The organism is Pantoea sp. X-Soil-ISGK-421, from assembly GCF_059730785.1.
Genome location: NZ_AP035979.1, coordinates 3,074,613 through 3,092,291 on the forward strand (window position 1 = coordinate 3,074,613; position 17,679 = coordinate 3,092,291).

The 17,679-nt window shown below is 54.5% G+C and carries 14 protein-coding genes; 13 read left to right on the forward strand and 1 reads right to left on the reverse strand.

Going from position 1 to position 17,679, the window contains the following annotated elements:
- Positions 1 to 3: 3 nt before the first annotated feature.
- The 9 genes from nrdI (at position 4) to emrB (ending at position 11,510) form a co-directional block, all read left to right on the forward strand.
- Entirely contained in the window at positions 4 to 408 is a 405-nt protein-coding gene (nrdI, locus tag AC6I8K_RS14310) for a class Ib ribonucleoside-diphosphate reductase assembly flavoprotein NrdI (protein WP_483815999.1), read from the forward strand.
- A complete protein-coding gene (nrdE, locus tag AC6I8K_RS14315; RefSeq protein ID WP_497826935.1) occupies positions 387 to 2,525 on the forward strand; it encodes a class 1b ribonucleoside-diphosphate reductase subunit alpha in 2,139 nt (712 codons plus the stop codon). Before nrdI ends, nrdE begins: the two co-directional genes overlap by 22 nt.
- Before the next feature lie 8 nt (positions 2,526 to 2,533).
- Entirely contained in the window at positions 2,534 to 3,493 is a 960-nt protein-coding gene (gene nrdF, locus AC6I8K_RS14320; RefSeq protein WP_497826936.1) for a class 1b ribonucleoside-diphosphate reductase subunit beta, read from the forward strand.
- 459 nt (positions 3,494 to 3,952) lie between these two features.
- Positions 3,953 to 5,143 carry a glycine betaine/L-proline ABC transporter ATP-binding protein ProV gene (gene proV, locus AC6I8K_RS14325; protein ID WP_483816002.1) on the forward strand — a complete coding sequence of 397 codons (1,191 nt, stop codon included), beginning with the start codon at positions 3,953 to 3,955 and terminating at the stop codon, positions 5,141 to 5,143.
- A 2-nt stretch (positions 5,144 to 5,145) separates the two neighbouring features.
- Complete coding sequence (gene proW / locus AC6I8K_RS14330) at positions 5,146 to 6,327, forward strand: glycine betaine/L-proline ABC transporter permease ProW (RefSeq protein ID WP_497826937.1); 1,182 nt, start codon at positions 5,146 to 5,148, stop codon at positions 6,325 to 6,327.
- Between the two features lie 57 nt (positions 6,328 to 6,384).
- Positions 6,385 to 7,386: a glycine betaine/L-proline ABC transporter substrate-binding protein ProX gene (gene proX, locus AC6I8K_RS14335; protein ID WP_483816004.1), complete on the forward strand. Its 1,002-nt coding sequence runs from the start codon at positions 6,385 to 6,387 to the stop codon at positions 7,384 to 7,386.
- A gap of 719 nt (positions 7,387 to 8,105) precedes the next feature.
- Positions 8,106 to 8,636: a transcriptional repressor MprA gene (gene mprA, locus AC6I8K_RS14340; protein ID WP_008101638.1), complete on the forward strand. Its 531-nt coding sequence runs from the start codon at positions 8,106 to 8,108 to the stop codon at positions 8,634 to 8,636.
- A gap of 148 nt (positions 8,637 to 8,784) precedes the next feature.
- Complete coding sequence (emrA, locus tag AC6I8K_RS14345) at positions 8,785 to 9,957, forward strand: multidrug efflux MFS transporter periplasmic adaptor subunit EmrA (protein ID WP_064739691.1); 1,173 nt, start codon at positions 8,785 to 8,787, stop codon at positions 9,955 to 9,957.
- 17 nt (positions 9,958 to 9,974) lie between these two features.
- A complete protein-coding gene (emrB, locus tag AC6I8K_RS14350; RefSeq protein ID WP_064739633.1) occupies positions 9,975 to 11,510 on the forward strand; it encodes a multidrug efflux MFS transporter permease subunit EmrB in 1,536 nt (511 codons plus the stop codon).
- Between the two features lie 36 nt (positions 11,511 to 11,546).
- On the opposite strand, the gene AC6I8K_RS14355 is transcribed toward emrB, so the two are convergent.
- Entirely contained in the window at positions 11,547 to 12,686 is a 1,140-nt protein-coding gene (locus AC6I8K_RS14355) for a tRNA/rRNA methyltransferase (protein WP_064739634.1), read from the reverse strand.
- Positions 12,687 to 12,842: 156 nt separating this feature from the next.
- On the opposite strand from AC6I8K_RS14355, the gene trxC reads away from it, so the two are divergent.
- From trxC to AC6I8K_RS14375, 4 genes are all read left to right on the forward strand, one after another.
- Entirely contained in the window at positions 12,843 to 13,262 is a 420-nt protein-coding gene (trxC, locus tag AC6I8K_RS14360; protein WP_064739635.1) for a thioredoxin TrxC, read from the forward strand.
- A 91-nt stretch (positions 13,263 to 13,353) separates the two neighbouring features.
- Positions 13,354 to 14,046 (forward strand): tRNA-uridine aminocarboxypropyltransferase, encoded by a 693-nt coding sequence (locus tag AC6I8K_RS14365; RefSeq protein WP_064739636.1) that lies wholly within the window; start codon positions 13,354 to 13,356, stop codon positions 14,044 to 14,046.
- Positions 14,047 to 14,129: 83 nt separating this feature from the next.
- A complete protein-coding gene (locus AC6I8K_RS14370) occupies positions 14,130 to 14,900 on the forward strand; it encodes a YaeF family permuted papain-like enzyme (protein ID WP_497826938.1) in 771 nt (256 codons plus the stop codon).
- Positions 14,901 to 14,943: 43 nt separating this feature from the next.
- A complete protein-coding gene (locus AC6I8K_RS14375) occupies positions 14,944 to 17,601 on the forward strand; it encodes a bifunctional acetate--CoA ligase family protein/GNAT family N-acetyltransferase (RefSeq protein ID WP_497827254.1) in 2,658 nt (885 codons plus the stop codon).
- Positions 17,602 to 17,679: the final 78 nt, after the last annotated feature.

Consider the following 17,679-nt stretch of genomic DNA (forward strand, 5'->3'; position numbering starts at 1 on the left):
GCCATGTGTCCACTGGTCTATTTCTCTAGCCAGTCGGAAAACACGCACCGATTTATCACTCGTCTGGGGCTGCCTGCCCGCCGCATTCCGGTTGATGGCAAGCAGCGCCTGCATATCGAACAGCCCTACATTTTAGTGGTGCCGAGCTACGGCGGCGGCAGTTCGCGCGGTGCCGTGCCCAGACAAGTTATTCAATTCCTCAATGATGATGCCAACCGACGCGGGATTCGCGGGGTGATAGCTGCCGGTAACCGCAACTTCGGTGCAGGCTATTGCCTGGCGGGCGACATCATTGCGCAGAAATGTCAGGTTCCTTATCTCTACCGCTTTGAGCTGATGGGAACCCCCGACGATATCGCTAATGTAAAAGCGGGAGTGACCCAATTTTGGCAACGACAGACACCCTGAACAGCTCGCTAACCGATTACCACGCGCTCAACGCGATGCTGAACCTGTATGACGCCGATGGCCGCATCCAGTTCAGCAAAGATCACGACGCCACGCGCCAGTTTTTCCTGCAGCATGTGCAACCCAATACCGTGCAGTTTGCTTCTGCGGGCGAGCGCCTGCGCTATCTGGTGGCCGAAGGCTACTACGAAGCCGAGGTGCTGAATCAGTACGAATTCGATTTCCTGTGCCAGCTGCATGACGAAGCCGATGCGGCGGGTTTTCAGTTTCACACCTTCCTCGGTGCGTGGAAGTTTTACACCAGCTACACGCTGAAAACCTTCGACGGCAAACGCTATCTGGAAACCTTCGAACAGCGCGCCTGCATGGTGGCGCTGACGCTGGCACGCGGCAACGAAACCTTAGCGCGCGAGCTGCTGGCGGAAATGCTCAGCGGTCGCTTCCAGCCTGCTACGCCCACTTTCCTCAACTGCGGTAAGCAGCAGCGCGGCGAGCTGGTCTCCTGCTTCCTGCTGCGCATCGAAGACAATATGGAATCGATTGGTCGCGCGGTGAACTCGGCGTTGCAGCTATCCAAACGCGGCGGCGGTGTGGCGTTTCTGCTCTCCAACCTGCGTGAATCGGGTGCGCCGATTAAGCGCATTGAAAACCAGTCGTCCGGCGTGATTCCGGTGATGAAAATGCTGGAAGATGCGTTTTCCTACGCCAATCAGCTTGGCGCGCGTCAAGGCGCAGGCGCGGTGTGGCTGAACGCGCATCACCCGGATATCTTCCGCTTCCTTGATACCAAACGCGAAAACGCCGACGAGAAAATCCGTATTAAAACGCTGTCGCTCGGCGTGGTGATCCCGGATATCACCTTCCAGCTGGCGAAAGAGAATCGCGATATGGCGCTGTTCTCGCCGTATGATGTCGAACGCATCTACGGCAAAGCCTTCGGTGATATCAGCATCAGCGAGCTTTACGACGAGATGCTGGCGGACGATCGCATCACCAAAACCTACATCAAGCCGCGCGATTTCTTCCAGACGCTGGCGGAGATTCAGTTTGAATCGGGCTATCCGTACATCATGTTTGAAGATAGCGTTAACCGCAGCAACCCGATTGCCGGCCGCATCAACATGAGCAACCTCTGTTCCGAGATTTTGCAGGTCAACAGCGCCAGCGAGTTCTATGACGATCTCAGCTATCGTCGCATCGGCAAAGATATCTCCTGCAACCTTGGTTCGCTCAACATTGCGCATGCCATGGATTCACGCAATCTGGCGCAAACCGTGGAAACCGCCGTGCGTGCGTTGACCGCCGTGTCCGAAATGAGTGAGATCAATTCGGTGCCGTCGGTGGCGGAAGGCAATCGCCGTTCGCACGCTATCGGCCTTGGTCAGATGAACCTGCACGGGTATCTGGCGCGTGAAGGCATGGCGTACGGTTCAGAAGAGGCGCTGGACTTCACCAATCTCTACTTCTATTGCGTCACCTACCACGCCGTGCGCACCTCAAACCTGCTGGCGCAGGAGCATCAGCAGCGTTTCGATGGTTTTGCCGCGTCGCAATACGCCAGCGGCACTTACTTCGATAAGTACATCGAACAAGCCTGGCTGCCGCGCACCGCGCGGGTGGAAAAACTGTTTGCCGATGCCGGGATTGCCCTCCCCACGCAGGCCGACTGGCAAGCGCTGCGTGCAGCGGTCATGCAGCATGGACTGTACAACCAGAACCTGCAGGCGATTCCGCCAACCGGTTCCATCTCGTACATCAACCATGCGACCTCCAGCATTCACCCGATTGTGTCGCGCATTGAGATCCGTAAAGAGGGCAAAACCGGCCGCGTCTATTATCCGGCACCGTTTATGACCAACGACAATCTCGACCTTTATCAGGATGCCTACTCGATTGGGCCGGAAGCGATTATTGATACTTACGCCGAAGCCACGCAGCACGTCGATCAAGGCTTGTCGCTGACGCTGTTCTTCCGCGACGACGTCACCACGCGCGATATCAACAAAGCGCAGATTTACGCGTGGAAGAAAGGCATCAAAACGCTCTATTACATTCGTCTGCGCCAGATGGCGCTGCAAGGCACCGAGGTACAGGGCTGCGTCTCCTGCTCACTGTGATGAAAACTATGCAACTAAAACAAATTCAAGCGATTAACTGGAACCGTATCCAGGACGAGAAAGACCTCGAAGTGTGGAACCGTCTGACCAGCAACTTCTGGCTGCCGGAAAAGGTACCGCTCTCCAACGATCTGCCAGCGTGGCAATCGCTGGACCACCAGCAACAGCAGCTGACCATTCGGGTGTTTACCGGTTTGACGCTGCTCGACACCATCCAGAATGTGATCGGTGCGCCAGGCCTGATGGACGATGCCATCACGCCGCACGAAGAAGCGGTGCTGTCGAACATCTCCTTTATGGAAGCGGTGCATGCGCGTTCGTACAGCTCAATTTTCTCCACACTGTGTAATACCGCGGATGTCGATGCAGCCTATCGCTGGAGTGAAGAGAACGACGCGCTACAGAACAAGGCAAAGATTGTGCTGGAGCACTATCGCGCCGAGGATCCGCTGAAGAAGAAAATTGCCAGCGTGTTCCTTGAATCGTTCCTGTTCTATTCCGGGTTCTGGCTGCCGATGTATTGGTCGAGCCGTGGCAAGCTGACCAACACCGCCGACCTGATTCGTCTTATCATTCGTGACGAAGCGGTTCACGGCTATTACATCGGTTATAAGTACCAAAAAGCACTGGAAAACGTCGATGAAGGTCGCCGTGAAGAGTTGCAACAGTTTGCGATTGATTTGCTGCTGGCGCTGTATGAAAACGAAGTGGTGTATACCGAAGCGCTTTACGGCGAAGTGGGCTGGGCGGAAGAGGTGAAAACGTTCCTGCACTACAACGCCAATAAAGCGCTGATGAACCTCGGCTACGAAGCGCTGTTCCCGGCGGAGTTGACTGCGGTGAATCCCGCGATTTTGTCCGCACTGTCGCCTAATGCCGATGAAAACCATGACTTTTTCTCCGGCTCAGGATCGTCTTATGTTATGGGGAAGGCCGTAGAAACCGAAGACGAAGACTGGAACTTCTAATACGCGTCATACTTCGCGCCACTGCTGCGTTGACTGCGCCCACTCTTCCCAGTCACATAGTTCACTATGCTCCTGGGGCGAGCGGGCTTGTCGCCTTGCTGTGACGCGAATTATTTAGCGTATTAATTCAGTGATAATTATATTTTAACTCCATTTTATTTCCGCTTATCTCATCCATTTATTTCACTTATATTTCTTCAATTTGGATAACTTTTCGGCCACTCTGCACCTGAAACAGACCGAAACACGCATAATTTCACTTATCAACCGCAAAAAATTAATCCACGCGCATCCCTTGTGAGCACTGGCGATTTTAGCTATTCGTGCAGTCGCACGCCGCCGAATATCGCCATTCAGGGTTGTCAGATAATTTCACTATGTTAGGGTATAGGGCGCTTAATTTTAATCAGGACCACAACAAGAAATAGTTAAACATTTAACCGGGAAATTAATTACTGCATGGCAATTAAACTCGAAGTAAAGAATTTATATAAAGTATTTGGGGATAATCCCGAAAAGGCATTTAAGCTGATTGATAAAGGCGAAAGCAAAGAGAGTGTTCTGGCAAAAACCGGTCTCTCGGTCGGCGTCAAAAATGCCAGTCTGGCCATTGAAGAAGGCGAGATCTTCGTCATCATGGGGCTTTCAGGTTCAGGTAAGTCCACCATGGTTCGCCTTCTCAATCGTCTGATAGAGCCCACCCGCGGCCAGGTAATCATAGACGGTGTCGATATTGCCAAAATATCGGATTCGGAACTGCGTGAAGTACGCAGAAATAAGATCAGCATGGTATTCCAATCCTTCGCGCTCATGCCACATCTGACGGTGCTAAATAATGCCGCCTTTGGCATGGAATTAGCTGGCGTCCCTTTGGCGGAACGGCAGGAAAAAGCGCTAGACGCATTGCGTCAGGTTGGCCTGGATAATTACGCCCATTCTTATCCCGACGAACTTTCTGGCGGCATGCGTCAACGCGTTGGATTAGCCCGCGCTTTGGCCATTAATCCTGATATTTTATTAATGGATGAAGCCTTCTCAGCACTTGATCCGCTGATTCGTACCGAAATGCAGGATGAACTGGTAAAACTGCAGGCGAAACATCAGCGCACCATCGTATTTATTTCTCACGACCTTGATGAAGCGATGCGTATTGGCGATCGCATTGCCATTATGCAGGGCGGCGAAGTGGTACAGGTCGGCACTCCGGATGAAATCCTTAATAATCCCGCCAACAATTATGTGCGTACCTTCTTCCGCGGCGTCGATATCAGCCACGTATTTAGCGCCAAAGATATTGCGCGTCGCAGCGCGGGATCACTGATCCGTAAAGCGGCGGGTTTTGGTCCGCGATCCGCTATCAAACTGTTGCAGGATGAAGATCGCGAATATGGCTATGTGCTGGAGAAACAGAAGTTTGTCGGCGTGGTTTCTACCGATTCACTGAAAGCCGCACTGGCCGCCGGTGAAGGGCTGGATAGCGCGCTACTCGACACGCCTTTAGCGGTTCCTGCTGATACCTCCCTGAACGATCTGCTGTCCCATGTTGCACAAGCGCCCTGCGCCGTGCCGGTGGTCAGCGAGGAGAATCAGTACGTCGGTATCATTTCGAAAAGCATGCTATTGCGCGCTTTAGACCGTGAAGGAGCCTAAATATGAGTGCACAAACGTCGAATCCGTGGGAAAGCGCCAGCCAAATCACGCAGCAACCCGCCACAACCGATGCCAACGCCGCCGCCAGCAGCAGCGATCCCTGGGCGAGCGGCAGTGCCGCGCCGGCGGATAGCAGCTCCGGCAGCGCCGATGCATGGGGCGATCCGTCTGCAGCCAGCAGCGGTGGCCACGATGCCGCCAGCGGTGCAGCCAGCAGCAGCAGCGACTGGCTCAGCAGCGCACCGGCTCCCGCGCCTGAGCATTTCAACATTATGGACCCGTTCCATAAAACCTGGATTCCACTCGATAGCTGGGTCACCGAAGGCATTGATTGGGTGGTTAGCCATTTCCGTCCGGTGTTTCAGGGCATTCGCGTGCCGGTGGATTACATCCTCAGCGCGTTCCAACAGTTGCTGCTCGGCATGCCTGCGCCGGTGGCGATTGTGGTGTTTGCCCTGATCGCCTGGCAGATTGCCAGCCCGGCGATGGGCATCGCCACACTGATCTCGCTGATTGCCATTGGCGCAATCGGTGCCTGGTCGCAGGCGATGGTAACGTTAGCGCTGGTGCTTACCGCCCTGTTTTTCTGCATCGTCATCGGCTTGCCACTCGGCATCTGGCTGGCGCGCAGCGAACGTGCCGCACGCATTATCCGTCCGCTGCTGGATGCAATGCAGACCACTCCGGCCTTCGTTTATCTGGTGCCAATCGTGATGCTGTTTGGTATCGGCAACGTACCGGGCGTGGTAGTGACCATCATCTTTGCGCTGCCGCCGATTGTGCGCCTCACCATTCTCGGCATTAAGCAGGTGCCAGCCGATCTGATTGAAGCGAGCGAATCCTTCGGTGCCAGCCCGCGTCAGATGCTGTTTAAAGTGCAGCTGCCGCTGGCAATGCCGACCATCATGGCCGGCGTAAACCAGACGCTGATGCTGGCACTGTCGATGGTGGTGATCGCCTCGATGATCGCCGTTGGCGGTCTCGGCCAGATGGTGCTGCGCGGTATTGGTCGACTGGATATGGGCCTCGCTACCGTGGGTGGCGTGGGCATCGTGATTCTTGCCATCATCCTCGATCGTTTGACGCAGTCAATGGGCCGCGACAGCCGCAGCCGTGGCAGCCGCCACTGGTACAGCACCGGCCCGCTGGGTTTGCTGCTACGCCCTTTCAGTAAAAAAGCCTGATTTCAATGGGCGGTCCGCTGCGACCGCCCGTCTTCGACGTAACACGTAAAAAAAGGAATGACTATGCGCAAGACAGCTCTATTCGCTGCCGTCCTGACGACGTTCGCCGCGACGCACGTGTCCGCCGCCGACCTGCCCGGTAAAGGCATCACCGTTAAACCGACTCAGAGCACCATTTCTGAAGAGACTTTCCAGACGCTGCTGGTGAGCCGCGCGTTGGAGAAACTTGGCTATACCGTTGAAAAGCCAAGCGAGATTGATTACAACGTGGCGTACACCACCATCGCTGCCGGTGATGCCACCTTTATTGCCACCAACTGGAAACCGCTGCACGACGATATGTATAAAGCCGCGGGCGGCGATGCGAAGTTTTATCGCCAGGGCACCTACGTCGGTGGCGCAGCACAGGGTTACCTCATCGATAAGAAAACCGCTGAGCAGTACCACATCACTAATATTGAGCAGCTGAAAGATCCAAAGATCGCCAAACTGTTTGATACCAATGGCGATGGTAAGGCGGATTTAACCGGCTGTACGCCAGGCTGGGGTTGTGAAGCAGTAATTAATCACCAGATTGATGCTTACAAGCTGAGCAATACCGTTGAGCATAATCAGGGCAACTACTCGGCGATGATTGCCGATACCATCACGCGCTTTAAGCAGGGCAAACCGGTCTTCTATTATACCTGGACACCGTATTGGGTCAGCGACGTGCTGAAGCCGGGTAAAGATGTGGTGTGGCTGCAGGTGCCGTTCTCATCCCTGCCGGGCGAGCAGAGCAAAGTCGATACGAAGCTGGCAAACGGTGCTAACTACGGTTTCCCGGTGAATACCATGCACATCGTCGCTAACAAAGCCTGGACCGAGAAGAACCCGGCAGCGGCTAAACTGTTTGCTGAAATGAAGCTGCCAATTGGCGACATCAATGCTGAGAATGCGGCGATGCATGCGGGTCATGCTTCTGAAGCCGACATCAACGGCCACGTTGATGGCTGGATCAAAGGTCATCAGGCTGAATTCGATAAGTGGATTCAGGACGCCCTGGCGGCAGCGAAATAACGCATTAACGCGCTGGATTTACATTAGCGTTTGTATTGTGGCGGCGCGATTTATCGCGCCGTTTTTCTTACCATCAATGCAGTAAAACAGCCCTGCGCAATACATTGTGCGGCTACGGTATGTGGCTGCCTCAACCTTTTCCTGCCGCTAGTAAGCGAAGCGTGCGCTATAGCGCACTGGTACGTCCTGTTAATTAACACACCATTGAAATAATTTTTTGGGTTACTATTACCCAACAATGATTATCTCTCTTATCCTCGCGCAATGAATGCTTCCCGTTTGGCAATCGAATTCCATCCTTTTGGCTGGTCTGGCATCCGTACGCGTGTTGTTAAGCGAATGTTAATCAACACTTTGATTTTAATGAACAACCTGTGCTGTAAAAGTGTTTAGAAATCGTAAAGACGGGTCCAAAATGGTGAGCAATACTGTTCATTGATGATTGGCTTTGTTATGGTTAGCAGCGCAGTTATTCACCACAGTTATTTTTTCTCACGAAATTATTTATCAGTAAAATGGTTTCCTGAGATGAATTGATGGCATTGACTGCCTGTGTTGTCAGGCGGGATGTCAGGGCGAAATGCCCAGGGTTAAGGAACAACCTGGAATGTCAGATGTTGACAATGTGATCGTGCTAACAATCACCTGCGGAAATTGTGACTACGCTTAATCTGTCACCATCATTACTATACCAGTTGCAACTAAGAGGTTTTTTTAAAATGGAAAGTTCGTTTACTCCCATTGAACAGATGCTAAACATCCGTGCTAACCGCCATAAAGATTTTCCGCTGCAGGAGATCATTCTTACCCGTCTGTGCATGCACATGCAGGGAAAACTGCTGGATAATCGCAACAAAATGTTGAAGGCGCAGGGAATTAACGAGACCTTATTCATGGCGCTGATTACCCTCGATGCGCAGGAAAATCAGAGCATCCAGCCTTCAGAACTGAGTTCTGCGCTCGGATCTTCACGCACCAACGCCACGCGTATCGCCGATGAGCTGGAGAAGCGTGGTTGGATTGAACGCCGTGAAAGCGAGAACGACCGTCGCTGCCTGCATCTGCATTTGACCGAAAAAGGCAATGAATTCTTACGTCAGTTGCTGCCACCGCAGCATCAGAGCCTGCAATACTTGTGGTCTTCGCTTTCGACCAACGAGCAGGATCAGCTGGAATCGATTACCCGTAAGTTACTTAACCGTCTCGATAAAATGGACGAAGATCAGGTTATCGCTTCCCTGTCGCGCTAATAGCAAGAAGTGCGACACAATCACCTTCCGAAATCGCTATTTTAATCCCCTTTTGTCCGGCCAGCGCTTAAGTGCTGGCTTTTTTGACTCGGGCAACCGTGTTGAAGGATCGGCACATCCCGACTAAATGGAAAACGTGGAGAACGACATGAGTGCGACAGCGGAAGCCCAAAGCCCGCAACAGCCAGCGAATAAAAAGAAGAAGCGCAAAGGTGTGCTGATCCTGCTGGCTATCGTGTTTGTAATTATTGGTGTTTCGTATCTGGCTTACTGGTATCTGGTGCTGCGTCACTTCCAGGAAACTGATGATGCTTACGTCGCAGGTAACCAGGTGCAGGTGATGGCGCAGGTTTCCGGCAGCGTAAACAAAGTGTGGTTTGATAACACCGACATGGTGAAAAAAGGCGACGTGCTCGTTTCGCTGGATAAAACCGATGCGCAGCAGGCGTTTGAAAAAGCGCAGACCGCCTTGGCCACCAGCGTGCGTCAAACTCATCAGTTGATGATCAATGGCAAGCAGTATCAAGCCACTATTAAGCTGCAGCAAACCGCGCTGGATCAAGCCGAAGCTGACTTGAAACGCCGCGAACCGCTGGGCGCGTCTAATCTGATTGGCCGCGAAGAGCTGCAACACTCACGTGATGCCGTTGCGACGGCCAAAGCGCAGCTGGATGTGGCGGAGCAGCAATACAACGCTAATCAGGCGATGATTCTGAATACCTCGCTGGAAAAACAGCCCGCGGTGCAGCAGAGTGCTGCCGAGCTGCGCGATGCATGGCTGGCACTGCAGCGTACCGACATCCGTAGCCCAATTGATGGCTTCATTTCACGTCGTAGCGTGCAGGTTGGTTCGCAAATCTCTACCACTACGCCGCTGCTGGCAGTCGTGCCGTCCACCAATCTGTGGATCGACGCGAACTTTAAAGAGACGCAGCTTGCGGGCGTACGTATTGGCCAATCGGCCACGGTGATCAGCGATATCTACGGCGATGACGTGGAGTATCACGGCAAAGTGGTGGGTCTGGATATGGGTACCGGCAGCGCTTTCTCACTGCTACCCGCGCAGAACGCCACCGGTAACTGGATCAAAGTGGTGCAGCGCCTGCCAGTGCGTATTGAGCTGGATCCAAAACAAGTGGCGGAGCATCCGCTGCGTATCGGCCTCTCCACGCTGGTGAAAGTGGACACGCAGAACAAAGAGGGCGCCACGCTGGCCAGTGCTATGCGTTCGCAAGCCGCTTATGAAAGTAATGCATTGGCAATCGACCTCGCGCCGGTTAACCAGCTGATTACTGACATCGTTCGTGCCAACGCTGACTAACGCCGCGGGAGGCTGTTATGGCACAAAAACCGCTTGAAGGTGCGCCGTTAGTCCTGATGACTATCGCCTTGTCGCTGGCGACGTTTATGCAGGTACTCGACTCCACCATCGCTAACGTGGCGATTCCAACCATCGCCGGTAACCTCGGTGCTTCGAACTCGCAGGGCACGTGGGTGATTACCTCTTTCGGGGTGGCGAACGCCATTTCGATTCCCATTACCGGTTGGCTGGCGAAGCGCATCGGTGAAGTGAAGCTGTTTACGTGGTCGACCATCCTGTTTGTGATCGCGTCCTGGGCTTGCGGCATGTCCGAAAGCCTTGAGATGCTGATCTTCTTCCGTGTCATTCAGGGTGTGGTCGCCGGTCCGCTGATTCCGTTATCGCAGAGTTTGTTGTTAAACAACTATCCGCCGGCGAAACGCAGCGTGGCACTCTCGCTGTGGGCGATGACGGTCATTGTGGCGCCGATCTGCGGCCCGATTTTGGGCGGCTGGATCAGCGATAACTATCACTGGGGCTGGATCTTCTTCATCAACGTGCCGATTGGATTGGTGGTGGTGTTACTGACGCTGCAAACGCTGCGTGGACGTGAAACCAAAACTGAAATCCGCCCGATCGATATGGTTGGCCTGGTGCTGCTGGTGGTCGGTATTGGCTCACTGCAGGTAATGCTCGATCGCGGTAAAGAGCTCGACTGGTTTAGCTCCACCGAAATCATCGTTCTGATGGTGGTCGCCGTGGTGGCGCTATTGGTGTTGCTGGTGTGGGAGCTCACCGACGATCACCCCATCGTCGATTTGTCGTTGTTCAAAATGCGCAACTTCACCATCGGCTGTTTGTCGATAAGCCTGGCCTATATGCTCTACTTCGGCTCAATTGTGTTACTGCCGCAGCTGTTGCAGGAGGTATATGGCTACACCGCCACCTGGGCCGGATTGGCGTCAGCACCGGTCGGGATTCTGCCGGTGATCCTGTCGCCGATTATTGGTCGCTTCGCGCACAAGCTGGATATGCGTAAGCTGGTGACCTTCAGCTTCATCATGTATGCCGTCTGTTTCTACTGGCGCGCCTACACGTTTGAGCCGGGCATGGATTTTGGTGCGTCAGCGTGGCCGCAGTTTATTCAGGGCTTTGCCGTGGCGTGCTTCTTTATGCCACTTACTACCATTACGCTGTCAGGCTTACCGCCAGAACGTATGGCGGCGGCATCGAGCCTGTCGAACTTCGTTCGTACGCTGGCCGGTTCCATCGGTACCTCGATTACCACCACCATGTGGAGCAATCGTGAGTCGATGCATCATAGCTATCTGTCGGAGTCTGTGAATCCGTACAACGTCAATTCACAACAGATGTACGACCAACTGGAAAGCCTGGGTATGACCCAGCAGCAGGCATCGGCGTATATTGCGCAGCAGATCACGAATCAGGGTCTGATTATCTCGGCGAATGAGATCTTCTGGGCGTCAGCGGGCGTGTTCTTGATTTTGCTGGTGCTGGTGTGGTTTGCGCGTCCGCCATTTGGTGCGGGCAGCGGCGGTGGCGGTGCTCACTAAGCGATAAAACAAAAACGGGCCTTGCGGCCCGTTTTTTTATGCGTTCTGACGCCACCATTCGGCGAGCAAAATTCCGGTCGCCACTGACACGTTGAGGCTTTCAACGTTGCCAGTCCCGCCAATCGACAGGCTGAGATCGCCTTGCTGGAAAGCGCTGTCTGACAGACCTTCGCTCTCCTGACCTAATACCAGTACCATTTTGGCCGGCAGCTCAGCTTTTGCCAGCGGTGTGCCTTCGTGGCTGGAAGTGGTAACGATGGTGTAACCCGCTTTACGGAAAGCTTCCAGGCCAGCGGCAAAGCTTTCGCCGCTGATCGCCTGAACGTGCTCAGCGCCACCTTCGGCGGTACGCACTGCCGCACCTGACTCCAGCAGTGAAGCGTCATTCACCAGCAAACCTTTCACACCGAAGTGCGCGCAGCTACGCATAATGCCGCCGAGGTTGTGCGGGTTGCTGACATCTTCCAGCGCCAGTACGCAATCTTTAGTCGGTGCCTTTGTCAGCCACTCGGTAACCGGCATGCCCATGCGTTTCTTGATAATGAAGCACACGCCACCGTGGTGTTCTGTACCTGAAGCTTTAGTCAGCTCGGCATCTTCCACCACGTGATAGGCTTTACGGTTGGCCGCCAGCCAGCGCAGGGTTTCACGGAAACGCGGTGTCACGCTCTGAATGAACCAGGCGCGCACGATACTTTCCGGACGACTCAGGAACAGCGCCTGGCAGGCATTTTCACCGTATACGCGCGTCTCTTCCTGACGCTGACGGCGAATCTGCTCGGGATCGATGACCGGCTTGTTGTCGGCATCATCCAGTTGGCTGTCATCGGCGACGGGCGGACGTGAAACGGTGCGCCACGGTGAATCACCGAAGCTGCGGCTGTCACTACCACGATCGTCGCGCTGACCAAAGCTGCGGCCACGCTCACTGTTGCGCGCATCACGTGGCGCAGAACCACGACCGCCCGCTTCGCTGCGTGCGCCACGCGGTGCACCGCTACGGCCACCCTCTTCATTAGTACGTGCACTGCGAGGACCAGAACGACGATTATCTTCCTGGCGCGCAGCAGGACGGCCGCCTTTGCCGGTACGGGGATTCGGCTTTTGACCGCCATCCTCATCACGTACGTACATCACTTTTACCTTGCCGCTTTTGCCTTTAAATTCGTCGTTCATCTGTTCCTCCAGCATTGAGAGCGCGAAGATTACCTGATGTGTCGGTGCTTAGCTATCAACTATTGAACCTATTGGGTAATCCAGATTGAGCATAGCACTCAACCTTTTCATAATGTCCCGCAATCATCAGATTTACAGGTTCGGGTTGAGGTAAATATGAATACAGTTTGTGCCGCCTGTCAGGCAACCAATCGCGTGCCAGAGTCGCGTATTGCCGATGGAGCGAAATGTGGTCGTTGTGGTAGCGAGCTGTTTAATGGCGAAGTCGCCAACGCCACGGCAGCCACGCTGGATAAGTATCTGCAAGACGATCTGCCCGTGGTGATCGACTTCTGGGCGCCGTGGTGCGGCCCGTGCGTAAACTTCGCGCCGGTGTTTAAAGATGTTGCTGACGAGCGTCGCGGTAAGGTGCGCTTTGTTAAGGTGAATACCGAAGCTGAACCGGCGCTTAGCGCGCGTTTCCGTATTCGCAGCATTCCCACCATTATGCTGTTCAAGAATGGTGAGATGGTCGACATGCTAAATGGCGCGATGCCGAAAGCGCCGTTCAACGAATGGCTCGACGAATCGCTGTAAACCGCTGATGGCCAGCCGCAAGCTGGCCTTCCTTATTACCTTTCCCCACTAATTCCATTACACTGGCGTTTTTTCTCCTGCCAGCGAATCTATGTTTGAAAATGCCGTCCTGCGCTTACGTGCGCAACGTTTAGCGCGCGCCACGCGCCCGTTTCTTGCGCGTGGGAATCGTGTCGTACGTTGCCAACGCTGCTTGTTGCCGCAAAAAAATTGTCTGTGCGCCACGATCCAGCCACAGCAAGCGCGTAGCCGCTTTTGTCTGGTGATGTTCGATACCGAGCCGATGAAGCCGAGTAACACCGGCAGATTAATCGCCGATGTTCTACCGGACACCGAGGCCTTTGGCTGGTCGCGTACCGAGCAGGATGCCGCGCTGCTGGCGGCGGTTAAAAATGAACATTATCAGCCGCTGGTGGTTTTTCCCGCGTCGTATGCCGATGCCGATCGCCAAGTCCTCACCCGCCCGCCACTTACCGGTAAACCGCCGCTGTTCATCATGCTCGACGGCACCTGGACTGAAGCGCGCAAGATGTTCCGCAAAAGCCCGTGGCTTGATGCGTTGCCGGTGATGTCGCTTAACGTTTCGACGCCATCGCGCTACACGCTGCGCGAAGCCCACGGCGCAGGCCAGCACTGTACTGCCGAGGTCGCTGCCGCGCTGCTGGAACAGGCGGGCGATCTCGCTGCCGCCACGGAATTGCAGCACTATTTCGCACGTTTCCGTCATGCTTATCTGGCGGGGAAACCGCATCATCCGGTGCATAGCCTCGAAAATGTCCTTTAAGGATTTGCCTCTTTTGTAACCGGCACGTTTGATTTATAGTCGCGCATCGCCACGGAGTTGGCTTTATATGCAAAGGATGCACGATGAAAATCTTCTGGCTGCTGATGCTGCCGCTCACCGGCTGCAGCACCGCCCCGCAACCCGACCGCGCTTTTCCGCCGCAGCTGCAATCTGCCAGCACACGCCCTACCGCACTGATTTCAAGCAGCGCTTTGATGCCCGGCGATTTGTTGCTCTCATCGGCCACGTCACCACAATCCTGGGGAATTCGCCTGTTTACTCTGACTGGCGTAAGCCATGCCGCGATTTATCTTGGTGATGAACAGGTTGCGGAAGCGGTTGGCAGTGGCGTTAAAATCATTCCACTAAATCTTGCTATAGATGAAAGCAATAGTCTGCTGGTGCTGCGCGTGCCTGGCATGACCAGCGAGCAAATGCTGCGCTTACGGGAGTTTGCCGATTTACAGCAAGGCAAAAAATACAACTTCAAAGGCATCGTGATGTTTATGCCGTTTATGGTGTCACGCCGTTTGTGTGAACTGCCGCTCGTCAATGAAGAAGTTCGCAGTGCCTGCCTTACCGCAATGGCCCGCGTGCAGTTAGCTGATGTTGACGATCCTCAAGCCAATCGCTTCTTCTGCTCCGAATTTGTATTGGCGGGCTATCATCACGCGGGTATTGAACTGTTGCAGGGACAGGCTAATTGGGTCAGCCCGGCGGATTTACTGCATTTACGGGACGGCGATGTCTCTGCATGGCAGGTGCAGCAGAATATGCAGTATGTCGGCCATTTAAAACGCTGGAACCTAAAAGAGATCCTCAGCCTGCGATCGGCGAATCGGCAAGCGCGGTAAAAAGCGTTTACAATCATGCCAATCTTAATGGCAGGAGCGGATGATGAGCCAACGCGGACTGGAAGCGCTGTTACGACCTAAATCAATCGCGGTAATCGGTGCCTCGATTACACCGGGGCGCGCCGGCTACTTTATGATGCGTAATCTACTGGCCGGCGGATTTAGCGGTCCAGTGTTGCCGGTGACGCCGAAGTACAAAGCGGTGAGCGGCGTGCTGGCCTGGCCCGATATTGCCAGCCTGCCCTTCGCACCCGATCTCGCCGTTATCTGTACTCACGCCAAACGGAATCTCGAACTGCTGCAACAGCTGGGTGAAAAAGGCTGTAAGGCCTGCATTATTCTCTCGGCACCGTCCAGCCAGTTGGAAGAGCTAAAAGCCTGCGCCAGTCAATGGCAAATTCGCCTGCTCGGGCCCAACAGCTTAGGGTTGCTGGCGCCGTGGCAAGGGTTGAATGCCAGCTTCTCGCCGGTACCCATTGCCAAAGGACGCATTGCTTTTATTTCCCAATCCGCAGCGGTCTCTAACACTATTCTCGATTGGGCACAGCAGCGCAATCTCGGCTTCTCCTGGTTTATCGCATTGGGAGATAGCCTGGATATCGACGTTGATGATCTGCTGGATTTCCTCGCGCGCGATGGCAAAACCAGCGCGATTCTGCTTTATCTCGAACACCTCAGCGATGCGCGTCGTTTCGTTTCCGCTTCACGCAGCGCCTCGCGTAATAAACCGATTCTGGTGATTAAAAGTGGTCGCAGCCATCAGGCGCAGGCGATGATCGGCACCCACAGCGGGCTGGATGCGGCCTGGGATGCGGCAATTCAGCGCGCCGGTTTGCTGCGCGTGCAGGATACGCACGAGCTGTTTACGGCGGTGGAGTCGCTAAGCCATATGCGACCACTGCGCGGCGATCGCCTGATGATCATCAGTAACGGCGCAGCACCGGCTGCGCTGGCATTAGACGAATTGTATGCGCGCAACGGTAAGCTGGCGACGTTGGGCGAAGAGACGTTGCAGGCGCTGGCCGCACTGCTGCCGGAAGGCGTTGGCCGCGGTAATCCGCTCGATTTGAAAGATGATGCGACGCCGGCGCGCTATGTCGCCTGCATCGAGCGGCTGCTGGATAGCCATGAACTTGATGCACTGATGATCATTCATGCGCCAAGCGCCGTATCGCCCTCCAGTGAAACGGCCGAGCAGATTATTGCTGCAGTTGCCAAACATCCGCGTGGCAAGCAGATCACGCTGCTGACTAACTGGTGCGGTGAATACTCCTCGCAGGTCGCACGGCGCGCTTTTACCCAGGCTGGCATTCCCACCTGGCGCACACCCGAAGGAACGATAACCGCCTTTATGCATCAGGTGGAATATCGCCGTAACCAAAAGCAGTTACGTGAGACGCCCGCGCTACCGATCGGGCTGACCCAGAACAGCGCACAGGCGCATCAGCTGATTCAACAAGCACTGGATAAAGGCATCGCTACACTGGATACCCATGAAGTACAGCCGGTGTTGCAGGCTTACGGATTGGCAACGCTGCCCACCTGGATTGCCAGCGATAGCGCTGCCGCGGGCAAAATCGCCGATCAGATTGGTTATCCCGTGGCACTTAAACTGCGTTCGCCGGATATTCCGCACAAGTCCGAGGTACAAGGCGTAATGCTGTATCTGCGCAGTGCCGCAGAAGTAGAACAAGCGGCTGAAGCCATTTTCGATCGCGTGCGCGTAACCCATCCACAGGCGCATATTGATGGCCTGCTGGTACAAAGTATGGCGAACCGCGCCGGGGCACAGGAGTTACGCGTGGTGGTCGAACAGGATCCGCTGTTTGGTCCCATCATCCTGCTGGGCGAAGGTGGCGTCGAGTGGCAGCCTGATAAGCAAGCCGCCGTCGCTTTGCCGCCACTGAATATGACGCTGGCGCGCTATCTGGTGATTCAGGCGATGAAAAGCGGCAAAGTACGCAGCCGTAGCGCCTTACGACCGCTGGATATTACCGGGCTTAGTCAGCTGTTAGTGCAGGTTTCCAACCTGGTGGTCGATTGTCCGGAGATTCAACGCCTGGACATTCATCCGCTGCTGGCATCGGCCGATGAATTTACGCTGCTGGACGTTACGTTGCATCTGGCGCCCTTTAGCGGTGATAACGAAACACGCCTGGCAATCCGCCCTTATCCGCATCATCTGGAAGAGCAAGTAGAGCTGAAAGATGGGCAACATTGCTTGTTCCGCCCCATTCTGCCGGAAGATGAACCGCAACTGCGCGCGTTTATCGCTCAGGTCACCAAAGAAGATCTCTACTATCGCTATTTCAGTGAAATCAATGAGTTCACCCATGAAGATTTGGCGAATATGACGCAAATCGATTATGACCGTGAAATGGCGATTGTGGCGGTGCGCCAGCATAACGGCACTGACGAAATTATTGGCGTGACGCGCGCGATTTCGGATGCAGACAATATCGATGCTGAATTCTCGGTGCTGGTACGATCCGATCTTAAGGGGTTGGGCATGGGCAGGCGCTTGCTGGAGAAGATGATTCGCTATACGCGCGATCATGGCCTGCAACAATTGAACGGTATCACCATGCCAAACAATAGCGGCATGATTACGCTGGCGCGAAAACTCAACTTTCGTGTGAATATTCAACTGGATGATGGCATTGTCAGCCTGAATTTGCCGCTCGGTAACGTCATCAGCTAACCTGTACAGAAAGGTAAAAATCCTCCTCTACAGGCCGGTTGATGGTATTATTTACCGTTAGGATCATGATTTGATGGC

Excerpts from the sequence above, each read along its gene's own strand:
- nrdI (WP_483815999.1), top strand. The coding sequence starts at position 4 with ATGTGTCCACTGGTCTATTTCTCTAGCCAGTCGGAAAACACGCACCGA.
- nrdF (WP_497826936.1), top strand. The coding sequence starts at position 2,534 with ATGCAACTAAAACAAATTCAAGCGATTAACTGGAACCGTATCCAGGAC.
- proV (WP_483816002.1), top strand. The coding sequence starts at position 3,953 with ATGGCAATTAAACTCGAAGTAAAGAATTTATATAAAGTATTTGGGGAT.
- proW (WP_497826937.1), top strand. The coding sequence starts at position 5,146 with ATGAGTGCACAAACGTCGAATCCGTGGGAAAGCGCCAGCCAAATCACG.
- proX (WP_483816004.1), top strand. The coding sequence starts at position 6,385 with ATGACTATGCGCAAGACAGCTCTATTCGCTGCCGTCCTGACGACGTTC.
- mprA (WP_008101638.1), top strand. The coding sequence starts at position 8,106 with ATGGAAAGTTCGTTTACTCCCATTGAACAGATGCTAAACATCCGTGCT.
- emrA (WP_064739691.1), top strand. The coding sequence starts at position 8,785 with ATGAGTGCGACAGCGGAAGCCCAAAGCCCGCAACAGCCAGCGAATAAA.
- emrB (WP_064739633.1), top strand. The coding sequence starts at position 9,975 with ATGGCACAAAAACCGCTTGAAGGTGCGCCGTTAGTCCTGATGACTATC.
- AC6I8K_RS14355 (WP_064739634.1), bottom strand. The coding sequence starts at position 12,686 with ATGAACGACGAATTTAAAGGCAAAAGCGGCAAGGTAAAAGTGATGTAC.
- trxC (WP_064739635.1), top strand. The coding sequence starts at position 12,843 with ATGAATACAGTTTGTGCCGCCTGTCAGGCAACCAATCGCGTGCCAGAG.
- AC6I8K_RS14365 (WP_064739636.1), top strand. The coding sequence starts at position 13,354 with ATGTTTGAAAATGCCGTCCTGCGCTTACGTGCGCAACGTTTAGCGCGC.
- AC6I8K_RS14370 (WP_497826938.1), top strand. The coding sequence starts at position 14,130 with ATGAAAATCTTCTGGCTGCTGATGCTGCCGCTCACCGGCTGCAGCACC.
- AC6I8K_RS14375 (WP_497827254.1), top strand. The coding sequence starts at position 14,944 with ATGAGCCAACGCGGACTGGAAGCGCTGTTACGACCTAAATCAATCGCG.